This is a genomic window from Nocardioides sp. Z50_6 (assembly GCF_058215755.1).
In genome coordinates this window covers 179020-195863 of the sequence record NZ_JBZAJB010000001.1, presented here as the reverse complement: position 1 = coordinate 195863, position 16844 = coordinate 179020, and the positions used below count along the sequence as shown (strand labels likewise).

Below are 16844 nucleotides of genomic sequence, written 5' to 3'. Positions count from 1 at the left end.
TTGAGCCTCCGGTCTCAAGCAGACCGGGGCTCTTCCGGGCCCGGTACTGCGTTCCTGTCCATTCCGTCACACCATGCCCAAGCGGCGAGAGGGGTGTGGAGGAAACTTCGGATCGAACGCTAGTGGTCTGTACCGGGTCTTGTTCGCGTTTTCGTCAAGGAAGGTAGAGCGCATCCACGTCGTCGCGGAACTCCCGCATGACGACGCTCCGCTTGAGCTTGAGGCTGGGCGTGAGGTGTCCCGCCTCCTCGGTCCAGGCGGCACTCAGGATGCGGTACTTGCGGACCGACTCGGCGCGGGAGACGGCGCTGTTGGCGTCCTCCACGGCGGCGTCGATCTCGGCCCGCAGGTCCTCGTCGAGGATGAGGTCCTCCAGCGAGCCCTTCTTGCCCCTGGTCTGCGCCCAGCCGGCCAGCGTCTCGGTGTCGAGGGTGATCAGGGCGCCGATGAAGGGCTGGCCGTCGCCGACCACCATGCACTGGTCGATCAGCAGGTGGGCGCGCAGCCGGTCCTCCAGCACGGCCGGGGCCACGTTCTTGCCCCCCGCCGTCACCAGGATCTCCTTCTTGCGGCCGGTGATGCGGACGAAGCCCTCGTCGTCGATCTCGCCGACGTCACCGGTGTGGAACCAGCCGTCGGCGTCGATCGCCTCGGCGGTGGCCGCCTCGTTGTTCCAGTAGCCGGCGAAGACCTGGCCCCCGCGGAAGAGCAGCTCGCCGTCGTCGGCCACCCGCACCGTGGTGCCGCCGAAGGGGCGGCCCACCGAGCCGACCTTGTGGGCGTCGGGGAGGTTGACGCAGAGGGCCGCCGTGGTCTCGGTCAGGCCGTAGCCCTCCAGGACGGTCAGCCCGATGCCGCGGTAGAAGTGGCCGAGCCGCTCGCCGAGGGGGGCTCCGCCGGAGACCGCGTGCAGGCAGCGGCCGCCGAGGGCGGCCTCGAGCTTGGCGTAGACCAGCTTGGTGAACAGGGCGTGCTGGAGCCGCAGCGAGAGCGGGACCCGGCCCTTGTCCTGGGCCTTCGACCACGCGATGGCGATCTCGGCGGCCCGGTTGAAGATCTTGCCCTTGCCGTCCGCGGCGGCGTTCTGCGAGGCGGTGTTGAAGACCTTCTCGAAGACCCGCGGGACGGCCAGGATGAAGGTGGGGCGGAAGACCTGGAGGTCGGCGACGAGGTTCTTGATGTCTGCGCTGTGACCCAGCACGACCCGCCGCTTGATCGCGCCGATCTGGATGATGCGGGCGAACACGTGGGCCAGCGGCAGGAAGAGCAGGGTGGAGGCCCCGTCGGTGAAGAGCTCGTCGAGCTCGTCGACCGCGACGCCGAGCTCGAACATGAAGTTGCCGTGGGTGAGCATGCAGCCCTTGGGCACCCCGGTGGTGCCCGAGGTGTAGATCAGGGTGGCCAGGTCGTCGGGACCGGCGGCGGTGCGGCGTCGCTCCAGCTCGTCGTCGTCGACCTCCTGGCCCAGGCTGGTCAGCACCTCCAGCGCCCGGTCCTCGATCGACCACAGGTGGTGGAGGCACTCCAGGTCGGCGCGCACGTTGGTCACCCGGGCGGTGTGCTCCGGGGTCTCGCCGATCACCGCGCGGGCCCCCGAGTCGGCCAGGATCTGGTGGATCTGCTCCGAGGAGGACGTCTCGTAGACCGGCACGGTCACCGCCCCGGCGAACCAGATCGCGTAGTCCAGGAGGGTCCACTCGTAGCGGGTCTTGGAGATCAGGGCGACCCGGTCGCCGGGCTCGAGGCCGGCGGCGATCAGCCCCTTGGCGACCGCGCTCACGTCGGCGAGGAACTGCCCGGCGGTCACGTCGACCCATTCCTCCCCGGTGTTTCGCCGGAAGGTCACGGCGTCCCCGGCGAGGCGGGCGTTGGTGACGACGTCGTCGGTGAGGTTCCCCTCGGTGGGGATCTCGGTCGTCAGGGGCGTGGAGAACTCACGCAAGTCGGGTGCCTCCTGGTTCGGGGTTTACAGGCCGCACGTTACCGCCGGGTCCGCCGGGGTCCTGATCCGGTAGGGTCGCGCACCTGATCCGAATCCGTCGGTCATCACCGGCCGGCGACCAACGAGGGGGCAGGGATGGCCGAGCAGACCACGTCGTCCATCGTGATCGACGCCGAGCCGCGTGCGGTGATGGACGTGATCGCCGACTTCGAGGCCTACCCCGCGTGGGCCAAGGGCGTGCGCACCGTCGAGATCGTGGACCCGGGCACCGGCGACCGCGCCGACCAGGTCTTCTTCGCCCTCGACGTCTCGCCCATCAAGGACGAGTACACCCTGGCCTACCAGTGGGACGGCGACCGTGCGGTCACCTGGACCCTGGTGGAGGGCAAGATGCTGCGCGCCCTCGACGGCGCCTACCTGCTCAAGGACCGCGGTGACGGCTCCACCGAGGTCACCTACCGACTGGCCCTGGACGTCTCCGTCCCGGTGATCGGGATGCTCAAGCGCAAGGGCGAGAAGATCCTGATCGACACCGCTCTCAAGGGCCTGAAGAAGCGCGTCGAGTCGCTCTGACCTTGCGAGTCCTTCTCTTCACCGGCAAGGGAGGCGTCGGCAAGTCCACGGTCGCGGCCGGGACGGCCGCGGCCTCCGCCCGCGCGGGCCGACGGACCCTGGTGGTCTCCACCGACGCCGCCCACTCGCTGGCCGACACCTTCGGGGTGAACGCCGGTGCCGAGCCCTGCGAGGTCTCCTCCGGCCTCTTCGTGCAGCAGGTCGACGCCCAGCGCCGCTTCGAGGAGTCGTGGGCGCAGATCCAGGCCTACCTGCGCGAGGTGCTCGACGTGGTGGGGGTGGACCCCGTCGCCGCCGAGGAGCTGACGGTGCTGCCCGGCGCCGAGGAGGTGCTCGCCCTCCTGGAGCTGAGGCGGCAGGTCCGCTCGGGCGACTGGGAGACCGTGGTGGTCGACTGCGCGCCGACCGCCGAGACGCTGCGCCTGCTCGCTCTCCCGGAGGCTCTCGGCTGGTACATGCGCCGGGTCTTCCCGGTGCAGCGCCGGGTCGTCCGCACCCTCGCCCCGGTCCTGGGCCGCGCCGCGGGTGTGCCGATGCCCGGCGATCCGGTCTTCGACGCCGTGGCGCGCCTGCACGACGAGCTGGGGGAGGTGCGCGAGCTGCTGACGGCGCCCGGCGCGAGCGTGCGGCTCGTGCTCACCCCGGAGCGGGTGGTGGTGGCCGAGGCGCGCCGCTCCTGGACCACCCTGTCCCTCTTCGGCTACACCGTCGACGGGGTGGTCGCCAACCGGGTCTTCCCCGCCGACGCCGCCGACCCGTGGCGTCAGGGCTGGGTCCGGGCCCAGGCGGAGGTGCTGGACGACGTCGCGCGGTCGTTCGCCGGGCTGCCGGTGTGGCGGGCCGACTACCAGGCCCACGAGCCGGTGGGCGAGCCCGCCCTCGCCGCGCTGGCCGACGGGCTCTACGCCGGGGACGACCCGCTCGCCCCGGCCTCGGCCGGGACGCCGTTCGAGGTGACCCCGACGTCGGCGGGCTTCCTGCTCAGCCTGCGTCTGCCGCTGGCCGATGCCGGCGACGTCGACCTCGCCAGGCACGAGGACGACCTGGTGGTGACGGTGGGCTCCTACCGGCGGGTGCTCACCCTGCCGGCAGCCCTCTCGCGGCTGCGGGTCTCCGGGGCGCGGGTGGAGGATGGCCGGTTGCAGGCCCGTTTCGAGGAGGCAGGATGACTGCGGATTCCGAGGACGTCGAGGGCGTCGAGGGCGCGCCGGAGATCGGGTCGCTGGGCGAGGAGGCCCTGCGGCTCCTCGGCTCGCTGGCCGCTCTGGCGCGCGAGCACACGGCCGGGCTCGGCCACGATGCGGTGCCGGACGAGGGGCCGGACGAGGGGCCGGACGAGGGGCCGGACGAGGGGCCGGGCGAGGATGCGGGCCAGGCCCGCGGCGACGGGTGGCAGGCCGCCACCGGCTCGTCGGAGTGTGCCGTCTGCCCGGTGTGCCGCACCATGCACGCGCTGCGCGGGCTCAGCCCCGAGGTGACGTCGCACCTGACCTCGGCGGCGACCCACCTGCTCCAGGCCGGGCTCGCCGCCCTCTCCCAGGTGCCGTCCCCCTCCGGGAGCGGCGAGCAGCGCCCGGACCCGTCGGTGGAGCACATCGACCTGGGGGCGGAGTGGCCCGAGGACCCCGCGGAGTGAGCGAGCCGGTCTGGGTCGGCGTCGACATCGGCGGCACGAAGATCCTCGCGGGTGCGGTCGGCGAGGACGCCGCGGTGACCGGTACGGCCCGCCGCGCCACCCCCGGCCGGACGGCGCCCGTCGGCCTGGTCGAGGACGCGCTCACCGAGGCGGTCCTGGAGGCCGCCGGCGGCAGGCCGCTGGCCGGCATCGGGGTGGCCGCGGCCGGGTTCGTGGACGTGACGGGGGAGCGGGTCGTGTTCGCCCCGCACCTGCCCTGGCGCGGCGACCCGGTGCGCGACCGGCTCAGCGAGCGCCTGCGCGCCCCGGTGGTGCTGGAGAACGACGCCACCTGCGCGGCCCTGGCCGAGTCGGCGTACGGCGCGGCACGCGGCGCCACCAGCGCCGTGGTGGTGACCATCGGCACCGGGATCGGCGGCGGCCTCGTGCTGGGTGGGGAGATCCTGCGGGGCGCGGGCGGCATGGCCGGGGAGGTGGGGCACATGAAGGTGGTGCCCGACGGAGCCCCCTGCGAGTGCGGCGGACGAGGCTGCTGGGAGCAGTACTGCTCGGGGCGGGCGCTGCTGCGGCAGGTCCGTGAGGACTGGGGCGCCCGGTCCGGCCTGCTCTCGGCGCCCACCGGCGGCGACCCGAGCCGGGTGACCGGCCCGATGGTCTCCACCGCGGCAGCCCAGGGGGACCCGCTGGCCCGGCGGGCCATGGTCGAGGTCGGGCGCTGGCTGGGCCTCGGGCTGGCCAACCTGGTGGCGGCCCTGGACCCCGCCTGCCTGGTGATCGGCGGCGGCCTCGCCTCCGCCGGCGACCTGCTGCTGCGGCCGGCCCGGACGGCGCTCGAGGGCTCCCTGGTGGGAGCGGGTCACCGGACCGTGCCGCCCCTGCTCCGGGCCGCGCTCGGCCCGGAGGCCGGGCTGGTGGGGGCCGCTCTGCTCGCCCGCCGGGCTCAGGCGCGGCGGTAGCCCGGGACGAGCTCCTGGGCGAGCTGCTCGAGGAAGAGCCCCACGTCGGTGACGATGCCGCGCGCCTGGGACGAGCCGCGGTCGGCCAGCTTGGTGACGGTGGCGGGGTTGATGTCCACGCACACCAGCGGGATCGAGGCGGGCAGGATGTTGCCGGTCGCCACCGAGTGCAGCATGGTGGCGACCATCAGGCAGAAGCCGACCCCGGGCAGCTCGGCGCGCATCGCCCGCTGCCCCTCCAGCACGTCGGTGTGGACGTCGGGCAGCGGGCCGTCGTCGCGCACCGAGCCGACGAGCACGAAGCGCTTGCCGTGGGTGACCAGCGCGTGCATGATCCCGCCGGTCAGGACGCCGCTCTCGACCGCCGCCGCGATGGAGCCCTCCTTGCGGATGGTGTTGATGGCGCGGATGTGGTGCTCGTGGCCGTGCTTGACCCCGCGTCCTTGCGCCAGGTCGACGCCCAGGCTGGTGCCGTAGAGGCTCGCCTCGATGTCGTGGGTGGCCAGGGCGTTGCCGGCGAAGAGCACGTCGACGAAGCCCGCCTCGACCATCGCCACCATCGCCGGGGCGGCGCCGGTGTGCACGACGCCCGGCCCGCCCACCCAGAGCACCCGCCGCCCGGCCGCCTTGGCCTCGCGCATCCCCTCGGCGACCTGGCGCACGAGCACCGCCTGGGGCTTCTCCGACGACACGTCCGACTCCATGAAGCCGAAGTGCTCCTGGTGGCGGTCGACGTCCGGCACCGTCACCCGGACCCCGGCGGCGCCGCAGATGACCTCCATCCCCGCCCGGACGTCGGACATCGGCAGGGTGACGATCCTGGTGCGACCCGCCTCGTGGGTGACCACCAGGCCGCAGTCCATCTCCGGGTTCTCCACCGGGTGCCAGGTCCCGGCGAGCCGGACCTTGGTGGGCAGGTTGGTGGTGGAGTAGAAGCCGTCGGGGAAGACCCCGTCCTGGTCGCAGGTCGAGACCGACGCCTCGCCGGGATCGACCATGTTGACGCCGCGGGTCTGCAGTCGCATCAGCAGGCGCTGGAGGGCCTCCTCGTCGGCCGCGGAGACGGTGATGGTGGCGGTCGAGGTGTCCGCAGCCTCACGGCCCACGTCGATGGAGTCGATGACCCAGTCGCCCTCGTACTCGCGGATGTCGTCGAGGATCTGGGAGAGGACACCGCTGTCCATCAGGTGGCCGGTGACCTCGACGGTCTCAGTGCTGCTCATCTGCCAGACTCTAGTGAACGTGCGAGGCCTCCGGAGGCGGCGCACTGGCACACTCGGCGGATGCCGGCCCATCCTCTCGCCCGCACCGCGGTGATCCTCACCGCGTGGCTCGTGCTGGTGCAGACCGAGCCGGTGGGCCCGCTGCTGCTCCTCCCGGTCCTGGTGACCGGACTGGCCCTGTCCTCGGTGGCGCTGGTGGTGACCGGGCGCGGCCGGCCCGGCCGGCGCGACCCCTTCCTCCTCGTCGTGGCGCTGACCGGCTACACCGTGCTGGTCACCGCGCTCCAGCTCTCCCGGGAGCACGGGCACGGCCCGGCCGGGGAGGCCGCCATCGCGCTGGGACTGGTCGGGCTCGGCCTGCTGGCGCTCCGCGGCGACCGGGCCGGGGCCCTGGGGTTCTCGGGCCTGCTGCTCGCCCTGGCCGGGCTGGTGCTGGCCACCTTCTGGACCACCGAGCACTGGATCGACGTCCGGCTCCTGCTCGAGGGCGGCATCGACGCGCTGCTCTCCGGCGTCAGTCCCTACTCGATCACCGTGCCCAACCTCTACGACGCCGAGAAGAGCGCGATCCTCTACGGTCCGGGCGTCGTCGAGGACGGCCGGGTGGTGTTCGGCTACCCCTACCTGCCCGGGGTGCTGCTCCTCGACGTGCCCGCCCACCTGCTCGGCGACGTCCGGCTGATGCACCTGTTCGCCTTCCTGGCCACGGGGGTGGTGCTGCGTCACCTCGCCACCGACCGGGTGGGCCGGGCGCTCGCGGTGATGTGGGTGACCGCGCCGATCTCGCGCACCCTCCTGGTCGCCTACTGGATCGAGCCGGTGATGGCGCTGCTGCTCGCCCTGACGGCGTGGCTGCTGGTGCGGGGCCGGCCGGTGGCGCTCGGCCTGGCGCTCGGCGCGCTGCTGGCCTCCAAGCAGTACCTGGTCGTCGTGCTGCCCCAGCTGTGGACCGTGTGGCGCTCGGGTGGCCGCCGGTCCGTGGCGGTGGCGGTGGGGGTGGCGGCCCTGCTGGTCGGTGCCTTCCTCGCCTGGGACCCGGGCGCCTTCTGGCGCTCCGTGGTGGAGTGGCACTTCATCCAGCCGTTCCGCCGCGACTCGATGTCGCTGCTGCCCGGTCTGGCCGAGCTCCTCGGGCCGCTGCCCGGATGGTTCGTCTCGGGGCCCTCGCTGCTGCTGGGGGTCTCCGTCTCCGCGCTCGTGGCCTGGCGCGCCCGCCCGGGTGCCACTGCACTGACCCTCGGCATCGGGCTCAGCCTGCTGGTCACGGTGATGTTCTCCAAGCAGGCGTTCGTCAACTACTTCGGCTTCGTCGGGGCCGCGTTGCTGCTGGCGGCCGCGACGTGGCACCGCGACGACCCCGTGGATCAGAGCCGGGCGCCGTTGTCCCAGGGGTCGCGGGGCTCGGGATCCATCGACGCGACGAGGTAGAGGAAGCCGCCCACGAAGGCCCCGCACAGCGCCAGGACGACCAGCGCCGGGGGCCGCAGGTCGAGCACGGTGACCAGCAGCAGGACCAGGGGGGACCCGAGGGTGCCGGCCCACGCGGCCTGACGCGCCGGCGAGGCCCGGGGGAGCGGGGGCGGCGGCGGCGGGACGAACCGCTCCTCGTCCTCGACCTCCCTGGCCGGGGTGGGGTCGGCCTCCTGGTGGAACCCGTCGTGGAAGTCGCCCGGGCCGGAGTCGGGGCCGGGATCGGCCACGGGGTCGGGCCCTGGGTCGGGCGCGGGGGTCTCCTCGGCGTCGGGCAGGGCGGCCCGGTCGCCGTAGTTGTCGACGATGGCCTGCCAGGCCGCGTCGTCGTCGCGTGCGCTCACATGTCGAGGTTAGCCCGGCGGTGCCTGCCGGGCCCGGCTCAGACCGCCACCCGGGCCACGAAGCGCGCCGACTCCGCCCAGATGGTCGGGGCGTCGTTGTCCAGGGTGGCCACGTGATAGCTCTCCGGCAGGGTCCTCACCGTCAGGTCCTTGCTGGAGACCCGGCTGCGGATGATCTCCAACGACGAGGGGTCCACCACGTGGTCGACGTCGGACTTGAAGTAGAGGAGGGGACTCGTGACGGCCGGCAGGTCGGCGCGCAGCCGCTTCCACTGGGTCATCATCGAGTGGGTCGCCTTGAGCGGCGTGCGCGAGTAGCCGTGCTCCTGCACGCCCGGCCGCTTGATGTCGTCGGTGATCCCGGCCAGCGAGGGCACGACCCACTTCAGCACCGGCAGGGCCAGCACGTCCTTGCGGGTGGTGTGCACGGCCGGGTTGACCAGCATCACCCCGGCGACCTGCTCGCCCCGGTCGGCGGCGAGCCGCAGCGTCAGCGCGCCGCCCATCGACAGACCGCCCACGACGACGGCGTCGTGCTGGGCCCGGAGCCGGTCGAAGGCCCGGGCCACCTCGGCGTACCAGTCGTCCCAGGTGGTCGCGTTGAGCTCCTGCCACGAGGTGCCGTGGCCCGGCAGCCGGGGCACCTCCACGGCGTAGCCGTGCTCGGCGAGTGCCTCGCCCCAGGGCTTGACGGAGGCGGGGGAGCCGGTGAACCCGTGGCTCAGCAGCACCCCGATGCTGCGCCCGCGGGTGCGCTCGGGGACGGCGGGCACGGAGAGCGGGGCGGCGAGGGGGTGCAGAGGCATGGGCGCATTCTGCACGAGGGGTTTTGGAGGGGCTAGGCTCGCGTCGTGCTCTACTGGTTCTTGAAGAGGATCGCCCTCGGGCCCCTCCTGCGACTCGTCTTCCGTCCTCAGGCCTGGGGGCTGGACAACGTGCCGTCCGAGGGTCCCGCGATCCTGGCCAGCAACCACCTCTCCTACGCCGACTGGCTCTTCATGCCGCTGACCCTGCCGCGGCGGGTGACGTTCGTGGCGAAGGCGGAGTACTTCACCACCCCCGGCATCAAGGGCTGGTTCCAGAAGAAGTTCTTCAGCGGCTCGGGCCAGGTGCCGATCGACCGCAGCAGCGGGAACGCGGCCGAGGGCGCGCTCAAGTCGGCCAAGGAGATCCTCGCCCACGGCGACCTCTTCGGCATCTACCCGGAGGGCACGCGCTCCCACGACGGCCGGCTCTACCGCGGCAAGACGGGCGTGGCCCGGCTGGCGCTGGAGACCGGCGCGCCGGTCATCCCGGTGGCGGTGGTGGGCACCGACGTGGTGGCGCCGCCCGGCAAGAAGTTCGGCAGCTTCACCCGGCCGGTGGTCCGCTTCGGCAAGCCCCTGGACTTCTCCCGCTACGAGGGCATGGAGAACGACCGCTACATCCTGCGCTCCATCACCGACGAGATCATGTACGAGATCATGCGGCTCTCCGGTCAGGAGTACGTCGACATGTATGCCGCCCGCGCCAAGGACGAGTCGAAGAAGGCCGACGAGTCGGCCCGTCGTGCCGAGCGCGCCGCCGCGGCGCAGGAGGACTCGCCCGAGTCGAAGAAGGCGTCCTGACCGGGCCGGGGGGATCCTCGCCCCGCGTCGACGACCCGGCGGCGGTCTCGGTCGCCGACCGGCTCTTCGCGGCCCTGGCCGTGCTCAGGGTCGTGGTCACGCTCAACATGGTCGGGCTGACCATCTGGCGCTGGCAGAACTTCGAGCGGCCGGGCGCCACGCTCGTCGTGCTGGCCGCGCTCGTGGCCTGGACGGCGTTCGTCCTGGTGGCCTACCGCGTCCCGAGCCGGCGCACCGCCGCCCTGCTGGTCGCCGACCTGGCGGTGGCCGCCGCGGCGATGGCCTCCACGCCGTGGCTCAAGGGGGACGAATTCCGGGCCACCGTCCCCGGCTTCTGGGTGATGGGGGCGCTGCTGGCCTGGGCGGTCCACTGGCGCTGGCGTGGCGGGCTGGTCGCGGGCACGGTGCTCGCCGTCGTCGACGTGGCCATCCGACAGGGGGAGGTCACGCAGACCAACTACGGGCACATCTTCCTGCTCCTGCTGGGAGGCAGCGTGGTGGGCTACATGTGCCAGTCGCTCCAGGAGATGGCCGCGGAGCGGGCCCGGGCCGAGCGGGAGGCGGCCGCCGCTGCCGAGCGCGCCCGGCTGGCCCGGGCGGTGCACGACGGCGTGCTGCAGGTGCTGAGCCTGGTGCAGCGTGCCGAGGGCCCCACGGAGTGGGCTGGGCTGGCCCGGCTCGCGGGGGAGCAGGAGACCCGGCTGCGCTCGCTGATCCACGCCCAGGACGCCGTGGTGCCGGGTGGTAGGCACGACGCCGCGGTGCAGGCCGACCTCGCGGCGGCGCTGGAGGCCCTGGCCTCGCGGACCGTCACCGTCGTCACGCCCGGGACACCGGTGCCGATGACCGCCCACCGGGTCGGGGAGCTGGTCGCCGCGGTGAGCGCCTGCCTGGACAACGTCCGCCTGCACGTGGGCCTGGAGGCCCCGGCCTGGGTGCTGCTGGAGCAGCTCGGCGACCGGGTCGCGCTGAGCGTGCGCGACGAGGGCCCCGGCATCGATGAGCGACGCCTCCTCGAGGCGGAGCGGGAGGGCCGGCTCGGTGTCGTCTCCTCCATCCGGGGCCGCGTCGCCGAGCTCGGCGGCCGGTGCGAGCTGACCACCGGCCCCGGCGGGAGCGAGTGGGAGCTGGTCGTCCCCCTGGGACCCGCCCGGCAGCCCGGGGGGCCGGGCCGATGACCATCCACACCTCGCACCCGTTCGCCGCTCCGGAGCCGGAGCGCGACCCGGCGCGCCGCCTCCGGGGCCGCCTCGGCGGGGTCGTCACCCTGTGGACCGCCGGCGGCGGGCGGGACCGGGCCGGCCTGACCGTCTCCTCGGTGATGGTCGCCGGTGGCGAGCCCGGTCGGGTCCTGGCACTCGTCGACCCCGACTCCGACCTGGCCGACCGCCTGCTCGAGACCCGGCGAGGGCTGATCCACCTGCTGGACTGGCGGCACCGCGACCTCGCCGACGCGTTCGCGGGTGTGGCTCCCGCACCGGGCGGACCCTTCCGCCTGGCCGACTTCGCCGAGGAGCCGCACGGGCCGCGCCTGGTCTCCGCGCGCTCGGGGGCGGTGCTGGAGCTCGAGGACGCCCGGGAGGTGGGCTGGTCGCTGCTGGTCACCTGCACCCTGGGCCCGGTCTGGCTCGACGACGAGCCCGGCCCGGGCGAGCCGGACGCCGGCGACGCGGCCTCGCCGCTGCTCCACCACCGGGGCCGCTACCGGCACGTGGCCCGCCCCGGGCACTAGGGCACTTAGGGCACCTGGGCACCTGGGCACCTGGGCACCTGGGCACTAGGGCACTAGGGTGCGGCGGGTGAGCGAGCAGCCGATCCGCGTGATGGTCGTCGACGACCACCCGATGTGGCGCGACGCGGTCGAGCGCGACCTCCAGGCGGCCGGCTTCGAGGTCGTGGCCGTGGCGGCCGACGGGGCCCAGGCGATCGCGCGGTTCACCGCCGTCCGCCCGCAGGTGGTGGTGCTCGACCTGCAGATCCCCGAGCCCTCGGGGGTGGAGGTGACCCGGACGGTGCTGGCCACCGACCCCGGGGCGCGGGTGCTGATCCTGTCGGCCTCCGGGGAGCAGGCCGACGTGCTGGAGGCGGTGAAGGCGGGTGCCACCGGCTACCTGCTCAAGTCGGCCTCCCGGTCCGAGCTGCTCGAGGCGGTCGGGCGGGTCGCGGCGGGCGGCACGGTCTTCACCCCCGGCCTGGCCGGACTCGTGCTCGGCGAGTACCGGCGGATGGCCGCGCCGCCGGACCGGGCGCCCGACGTCCCGGAGCTCACCGAGCGCGAGACGGAGGTGCTGCGGCTGGTCGCCAAGGGCGTCGGCTACCGGCAGATCGCGGAGCGCCTCTTCATCTCCCACCGCACGGTGCAGAACCACGTGCAGAACACCTTGCGCAAGCTCCAGATGCACAACCGCGTGGAGCTGACCCGCTACGCGATCGAGCAGGGCCTGGACGCCGACTGAGCGCCGGGTCCGGGCGCGGTCGGCCCGAGCCCCCTATGCTCGTCGGCGTGCCGGCGGACCCCCTGATCGCTGTGGCCGACGAGCTCTACGCGCTGCCGCCGGCCGAGTTCACCGGCGCCCGCGACCGGCGCGCCAAGGAGCTGCGGAGCACCGACCGCGCTCTCGCGGACCGGGTCAAGGGTCTGCGCAAGCCCTCGGTGGCGGCCTGGGTGCTCAACCTGCTGGTCCGGCGCGAGCCGGAGCAGGTCGACCAGGTGCTGGCCGTGGGGGAGGCGCTGCGGGAGGCGCAGCAGTCGCTGGACGGCGAGCAGCTGCGCACGCTGACCCGGCAGCGGCGCCAGGTCACCGCCGCCCTGGCCGCCACGGCCAGGGCCCGGGCCCGGGAGGAGGGTCAGCGGGTGAGCGAGGCGGTCGCCGAGCAGCTCGAGGCGAGCCTCACCGCCGCCCTCCTCGACGAGGGCGCGGCAGCCGCGCTGCGCTCGGGCCTGCTCCTCTCGGCGCTGCGGGCCACCGGGGTGGACGCCGCCGAGGTGGGCGAGGCGCTCGCCGTGCCCGAGGCCCTGGGGCACCTGGCCACGGCCCGGGGGGCAGCGGAGCGCTCGCCCACGGCGGCCGGCGAGGGCGACGCGCGCCCCGCGTTGCGGGTGGTCCCCGATCCCGACGCCGCGCTCAAGCGCCGCCGCGAGGCCCAGGAGCGGCTGCGGACGGCCGAGGCCGGCCGGGACCGGGCCCGGGAGCGGTCCGAGGCGGCGGCCCAGGAGGTCGCCGACCTGGAGGCGCGCAGCCTCCAGCTGGTCGCGGAGATCGAGGAGCTGCAACGTCGCGTCGCCGACCTGGAGGCGGCCGCCGAGGAGGTGGACGACGAGCTCGCGGAGGCCGAGGAGGGCGCTGCCACCGCGAGCGAGGAGCTCGCCGCTGCCGAGGACGAGGTGGTGCAGGCGCGCACGGTCCTGGAGACGCTGGGGCGGCAGCGGTCGCCGGACAGCCACCCGGCCGGTGACGGCGGGTGACGACGCAGGGGTGACCGGGCGTCAGGCCCAGCCCTTGGACCGCTCCACCGCGCGGCACCACGTGGCGTAGGCGGCGTCGGACCTCTCGGCGTCACCGGTGGGCTCGAAGCGGCGGCCCAGCTGCCAGGTCTCGCGCAGGTCGTCGGTCGACCCCCAGACGCCCGTGCCGAGCCCCGCGAGGAAGGCGGCGCCCAACGCGGTGGTCTCCACGATCGTGGGCCGTTCGACCGGCACCCGCACCTGGTCGGCCTGGATCTGGCACAGCAGGTCGTTGGCGGCGGCACCGCCGTCGACCCGCAGGGACGCCAGCGCCGGCATGGTCTCCAGCACGTCGCGGACCTCGAAGGCGATGGCCTCCAGGGTGGCGCGCACCAGGTGGGCCCGCGTCGTGCCGCGGGTCAGGCCGATGACCAGGCCCCGGGCCAGGGGGTCCCAGTGGGGCGCCCCCAGCCCGGTGAGCGCCGGGACGAAGACCACGCCGCCGGAGTCGGGCACGGTGCGGGCGATCCCCTCGGTCTCGGCGGCGGAGCCGATGATCTGCAGGCCGTCGCGCAGCCACTGCACCGCGGCGCCGGTGACGAAGATGGAGCCCTCCAGGGCGTAGGTCATCGTGCCGTCGGGGCTGCGCCAGGCCGCTGTGGAGAGCAGCCCGGACCCGGGCCGCGGGAGGGTGGTCCCGGCGTTGGTGAGGATGAAGGAGCCGGTGCCGTAGGTGCACTTGGAGTCCCCCTCCTCGAAGCAGGTCTGGCCGAAGAGGGCGGCCTGCTGGTCGCCGGCGATGCCGGCCACCGGCAGCGAGAGACCGCAGAAGACGGCCGGGTCGGTGACCCCCACCTCGCCCCAGCTGGGGACGATCTCGGGCAGGGCGTCCCTGGGCACCCCGAACAGGTCGCAGAGCTCGTCGGACCAGTCCCCGCTGGCCAGGTCGAAGAGCAGGGTGCGCGAGGCGTTGGAGACGTCGGTGACGTGCCAGGTGCCGCGCGTCATCCGGCTGACGAGGTACGAGTCGACGGTGCCCACGGCGTAGCGGCCGGACTCCACCAGGGCCCAGGTGTGGGGCTCGTTCTCCCGCAGCCAGGCCAGCTTGGTGCCCGAGAAGTAGGGGTCCAGGCGCAGGCCGGTCAGCTCGCTGACCCGCTTCTCGTGCCCCTCCTCGCGCATCCGGGTGCACAGGTCGGCGGTCCGCCGGTCCTGCCAGACGATCGCCCGGCGCGGGGACCCGAGGGTCTCGCGGTCCCACAGCAGGACGGTCTCTCGCTGGTTGGTGATGCCCAGGGCGGTGAGCTCGTCCGGGTCGACCTGGGCCAGCACCGCCCGGGTCGCCTCCAGGGTGGCCTGCCAGATCTCCTCCGGCCCGTGCTCGACCCAGCCCGGGCGGGGGAAGTGCTGCGGGAACTCCTGGTAGCCGCGGGCGCTGATCGCCCCGTCGGGGGTGATCACCACCGCGGTGACCCCGGTGGTGCCGGCGTCGATCGCCAGGATGCTCATCGGTCTCCTCCCTCGTCGTCGCCGGGCGCGTCCTGCGGAGAGGTGGCGCGCAGGATCGCCAGGACCTGCCGGTCGATCCACCGGGGCGCGAGCCCCGGGGCCACCCGCATCTCGTAGTTCTGGGAGCCCACCCACTCCGCGACGTGCTCGTGGCCGAGCGCGCGGGTGCGGCGCACCAGCTCGGCCGCCAGGGTCGGGGTCACCTCCACCCGCTCCTCCTCGGTGCTCGCGGTGAGGTAGAAGTCGCTCAGGTCGAGCAGCCGGACCAGCTCGGTGGTCGGGTCGGGGTGGTCGTCGACCCGGAGGTCGACGGCGACGTCGTCGCGCCCGCCGTACCCGGCGCCCTCACGCACCACCAGGAGGGCCGCCGACTGGCGACCCCGCCGGTCGCCGCCGGCGTCGTCCCCCGCCGCCAGCGAGGCGAGCAGGCGCCGGGGGAGGGGGAGGTCGGGGTGGGCCTCCCAGGACTCGACCATCGCGTCGAGCACCTGGGGACCGGTCAGGATGTTGCCCTGGGCCGCGTAGCCGGGACCGGTGCGGTGCCCGGCCCAGTCGAAGCAGCGCCTCCCGGTGAAGGCGGCGGCGCCACCCTCGGCGTCCACCACGCCCACCTGGCGGTCGTGGTGACCGGCGTCGTGGGCCACCAGGCGGGCCACCACGGCCTGGGCGGTGCTCCCCTCCCGCAGCAGCGCCAGGGCCTCGCCCTTCCACGCCACGTTGGCGTCCGCCTGGGTGGCGACCGCGCCCACCCCGGCCGAGGCCGCGGGCACGGCCGAGCCGACCGCGAGGAAGCGGGAGGCGACCGCGACACCCCAGGAGAGCCCGTCGTCGCTGCGGGCCACCAGCGAGAAGGTCATGCCTCCCGGCCCCCGGGGCCGGCGGCCTGGCCGGTGGCCCGGAGGATGTCGGTGAACCAGGGCTGGTCGACGTCGAAGGCCTTGTGCCCGGCGATCCGGTCGAGCTCGATCGCCCGGAGCTCGTCACCGCGCTCCTCGTCGTGGCCGATGACCCCGGCCTCGCCCCGCAGGGCGCACTCCACCGCCAGCTGGGCCATCTCCCGGATCAGCGAGAGGTCGGTCGGGTTGGCCGGGGCGGACCGCGAGAAGTAGCCCGACTTCTGCACCATCGTCTTCTCCGCCCCGACCCGGTCGGCGAAGGCCTGGGCGAAGTAGCTGCCCGGGTTGATGGTGTCGAGCTTGACGTGGCCGAAGGCGTCCCGGTCGACCGGCGTGCCCGAGGCCTCGAGCTCGGCCACGATGTCGGCGACCCCGGCCCCCTCGGCCAGGAAGATGTTGACGCAGCCGATCTCGTCCATCACCTCGCGCAGGCGCCGGGCCTCGGACTCCAGGTCGATGGGGAGCTCGGGCAGGTAGACCGCGTGGATGCCCCAGCGCTCGGGCGTCAGACCCAGGCTCGGCAGCCACTGCTGCTCGGCGTGCCAGGCCAGGTAGTCGCGGGCGGCGGCGGCCGTCAGCCATCCGCAGTTGCGCCCCATCACCTCGTGCACGATGAGCATCCGGGGGCTGGACCCGTGCTCGGCGAGCACGTTGCGGGCGAAGAGCGAGGCCTGCTCGGCAGCGGTCTGGGCGCCCAGGCTGGTGCGGATCGGCACGATGTCGTTGTCGATGGTCTTGGGCAGCCCGACCACCGTGAGGTCGATGTCCTGGGTGCGCAGGTAGGCGGCCAGGTCGGCCGCGGCCGTGTTGGTGTCGTCCCCGCCGATGGTGTGCAGCACCGAGACGCCGTCGGCCACCAGCCGCTGGGCGGCGGCCTCCAGGGCCGTCTGGTCGGGGCCGATCAGGCCGCGGCGCCGGCAGTCCTCGTCGTTGGTGAGCTTGACCCGGCTGTTGCCCAGCGGGCTCCCGCCGAAACGGTCCAGCACCGCGGCGTCGCGCCGGGCCGCCGCGTCGACCACGACGCTGTCCCCGGTGAGCAGGCCCTGGTAGCCGTGCCGGTAGCCCAGGATCTCGGTCTCCGGCGAGACCCGGGTCCAGGTCTCGATCAGCGCACCCACCGCCGAGGAGAGGCAGGGGGCATAGCCGCCGGCGGTCAGGACTGCAACGCGATGAGGAGCCATGGCGCCATCCTAGGTTTGATCGATCCGGGACGGGCAACGTTCCTTGCCACGCGGTCCGTTGG

General features: G+C 74.0%; 17 protein-coding genes. 10 read left to right on the top strand and 7 right to left on the bottom strand.

Features of this window, described 5'->3' with window-relative positions; all coding sequences use genetic code 11:
* Positions 1-154: 154 nt before the first annotated feature.
* Positions 155-1942 carry an AMP-dependent synthetase/ligase gene (locus tag AC4BGE_RS00895; protein ID WP_490574073.1) on the bottom strand — a complete coding sequence of 596 codons (1788 nt, stop codon included), beginning with the start codon at positions 1940-1942 and terminating at the stop codon, positions 155-157.
* A gap of 135 nt (positions 1943-2077) precedes the next feature.
* On the opposite strand from AC4BGE_RS00895, the gene AC4BGE_RS00890 reads away from it, so the two are divergent.
* Genes AC4BGE_RS00890 through AC4BGE_RS00875 form a run of 4 tightly spaced genes read left to right on the top strand, consistent with a single transcriptional unit; the run spans position 2078 to position 5107 of the window.
* On the top strand, positions 2078-2515 hold the full coding sequence (locus tag AC4BGE_RS00890) for an SRPBCC family protein (RefSeq protein WP_490569976.1): 438 nt from the start codon (positions 2078-2080) through the stop codon (positions 2513-2515).
* Positions 2516-2517: 2 nt separating this feature from the next.
* Positions 2518-3684 (top strand): ArsA family ATPase, encoded by a 1167-nt coding sequence (locus AC4BGE_RS00885; protein WP_490574072.1) that lies wholly within the window; start codon positions 2518-2520, stop codon positions 3682-3684.
* Positions 3681-4151, top strand: coding sequence for a hypothetical protein (locus AC4BGE_RS00880; RefSeq protein WP_490574071.1), 471 nt, complete (start codon positions 3681-3683; stop codon positions 4149-4151). The genes AC4BGE_RS00885 and AC4BGE_RS00880 overlap by 4 nt, the downstream gene beginning before the upstream one ends.
* Positions 4148-5107: an ROK family protein gene (locus AC4BGE_RS00875; RefSeq protein WP_490569979.1), complete on the top strand. Its 960-nt coding sequence runs from the start codon at positions 4148-4150 to the stop codon at positions 5105-5107. The genes AC4BGE_RS00880 and AC4BGE_RS00875 overlap by 4 nt, the downstream gene beginning before the upstream one ends.
* On the opposite strand, the gene AC4BGE_RS00870 is transcribed toward AC4BGE_RS00875, so the two are convergent.
* On the bottom strand, positions 5092-6330 hold the full coding sequence (locus AC4BGE_RS00870) for an ornithine cyclodeaminase, nickel-pincer nucleotide-dependent (protein ID WP_490574070.1): 1239 nt from the start codon (positions 6328-6330) through the stop codon (positions 5092-5094). The two genes, AC4BGE_RS00875 and AC4BGE_RS00870, sit on opposite strands and share 16 nt — an antisense overlap.
* A gap of 60 nt (positions 6331-6390) precedes the next feature.
* On the opposite strand from AC4BGE_RS00870, the gene AC4BGE_RS00865 reads away from it, so the two are divergent.
* Entirely contained in the window at positions 6391-7758 is a 1368-nt protein-coding gene (locus AC4BGE_RS00865; RefSeq protein ID WP_490574069.1) for a hypothetical protein, read from the top strand.
* Here AC4BGE_RS00865 and AC4BGE_RS00860 read toward each other — a convergent pair.
* Both AC4BGE_RS00860 and AC4BGE_RS00855 read right to left on the bottom strand, forming a co-directional pair.
* Positions 7695-8144: a hypothetical protein gene (locus tag AC4BGE_RS00860; RefSeq protein ID WP_490574068.1), complete on the bottom strand. Its 450-nt coding sequence runs from the start codon at positions 8142-8144 to the stop codon at positions 7695-7697. The genes AC4BGE_RS00865 and AC4BGE_RS00860 overlap by 64 nt on opposite strands.
* 38 nt (positions 8145-8182) lie before the next feature.
* On the bottom strand, positions 8183-8950 hold the full coding sequence (locus AC4BGE_RS00855) for an alpha/beta hydrolase (RefSeq protein WP_490574067.1): 768 nt from the start codon (positions 8948-8950) through the stop codon (positions 8183-8185).
* A 45-nt stretch (positions 8951-8995) separates the two neighbouring features.
* Here AC4BGE_RS00855 and AC4BGE_RS00850 point away from each other — a divergent pair, with 45 nt between their 5' ends.
* The 5 genes from AC4BGE_RS00850 to AC4BGE_RS00830 all read left to right on the top strand — a co-directional run bounded on the left by AC4BGE_RS00850 (position 8996) and on the right by AC4BGE_RS00830 (position 13217).
* A complete protein-coding gene (locus tag AC4BGE_RS00850; RefSeq protein ID WP_490569984.1) occupies positions 8996-9751 on the top strand; it encodes a lysophospholipid acyltransferase family protein in 756 nt (251 codons plus the stop codon).
* Positions 9752-9843: 92 nt separating this feature from the next.
* Positions 9844-10929 carry a MacS family sensor histidine kinase gene (macS, locus tag AC4BGE_RS00845; RefSeq protein WP_490574066.1) on the top strand — a complete coding sequence of 362 codons (1086 nt, stop codon included), beginning with the start codon at positions 9844-9846 and terminating at the stop codon, positions 10927-10929.
* Positions 10926-11483: a flavin reductase family protein gene (locus AC4BGE_RS00840; protein WP_490569986.1), complete on the top strand. Its 558-nt coding sequence runs from the start codon at positions 10926-10928 to the stop codon at positions 11481-11483. Before macS ends, AC4BGE_RS00840 begins: the two co-directional genes overlap by 4 nt.
* A 91-nt stretch (positions 11484-11574) precedes the next feature.
* Positions 11575-12207, top strand: a complete 633-nt coding sequence (locus AC4BGE_RS00835; RefSeq protein WP_490574520.1) for a response regulator — start codon at positions 11575-11577, stop codon at positions 12205-12207.
* A 47-nt stretch (positions 12208-12254) separates the two neighbouring features.
* Positions 12255-13217, top strand: coding sequence for a hypothetical protein (locus AC4BGE_RS00830; RefSeq protein ID WP_490574065.1), 963 nt, complete (start codon positions 12255-12257; stop codon positions 13215-13217).
* A gap of 21 nt (positions 13218-13238) precedes the next feature.
* Here AC4BGE_RS00830 and glpK read toward each other — a convergent pair whose 3' ends face one another.
* Genes glpK through AC4BGE_RS00815 form a run of 3 tightly spaced genes read right to left on the bottom strand, consistent with a single transcriptional unit; the run spans position 13239 to position 16782 of the window.
* The gene (glpK, locus tag AC4BGE_RS00825) at positions 13239-14705 is read right to left on the bottom strand and encodes a glycerol kinase GlpK (protein WP_490569988.1); all 1467 of its coding nucleotides are present in this window, start codon (positions 14703-14705) and stop codon (positions 13239-13241) included.
* The gene (locus tag AC4BGE_RS00820; RefSeq protein WP_490569989.1) at positions 14702-15562 is read right to left on the bottom strand and encodes a DUF1028 domain-containing protein; all 861 of its coding nucleotides are present in this window, start codon (positions 15560-15562) and stop codon (positions 14702-14704) included. Before AC4BGE_RS00820 ends, glpK begins: the two co-directional genes overlap by 4 nt.
* Positions 15559-16782: a pyrophosphate--fructose-6-phosphate 1-phosphotransferase gene (locus AC4BGE_RS00815; protein ID WP_490569990.1), complete on the bottom strand. Its 1224-nt coding sequence runs from the start codon at positions 16780-16782 to the stop codon at positions 15559-15561. Before AC4BGE_RS00815 ends, AC4BGE_RS00820 begins: the two co-directional genes overlap by 4 nt.
* Positions 16783-16844 lie beyond the last annotated feature (62 nt).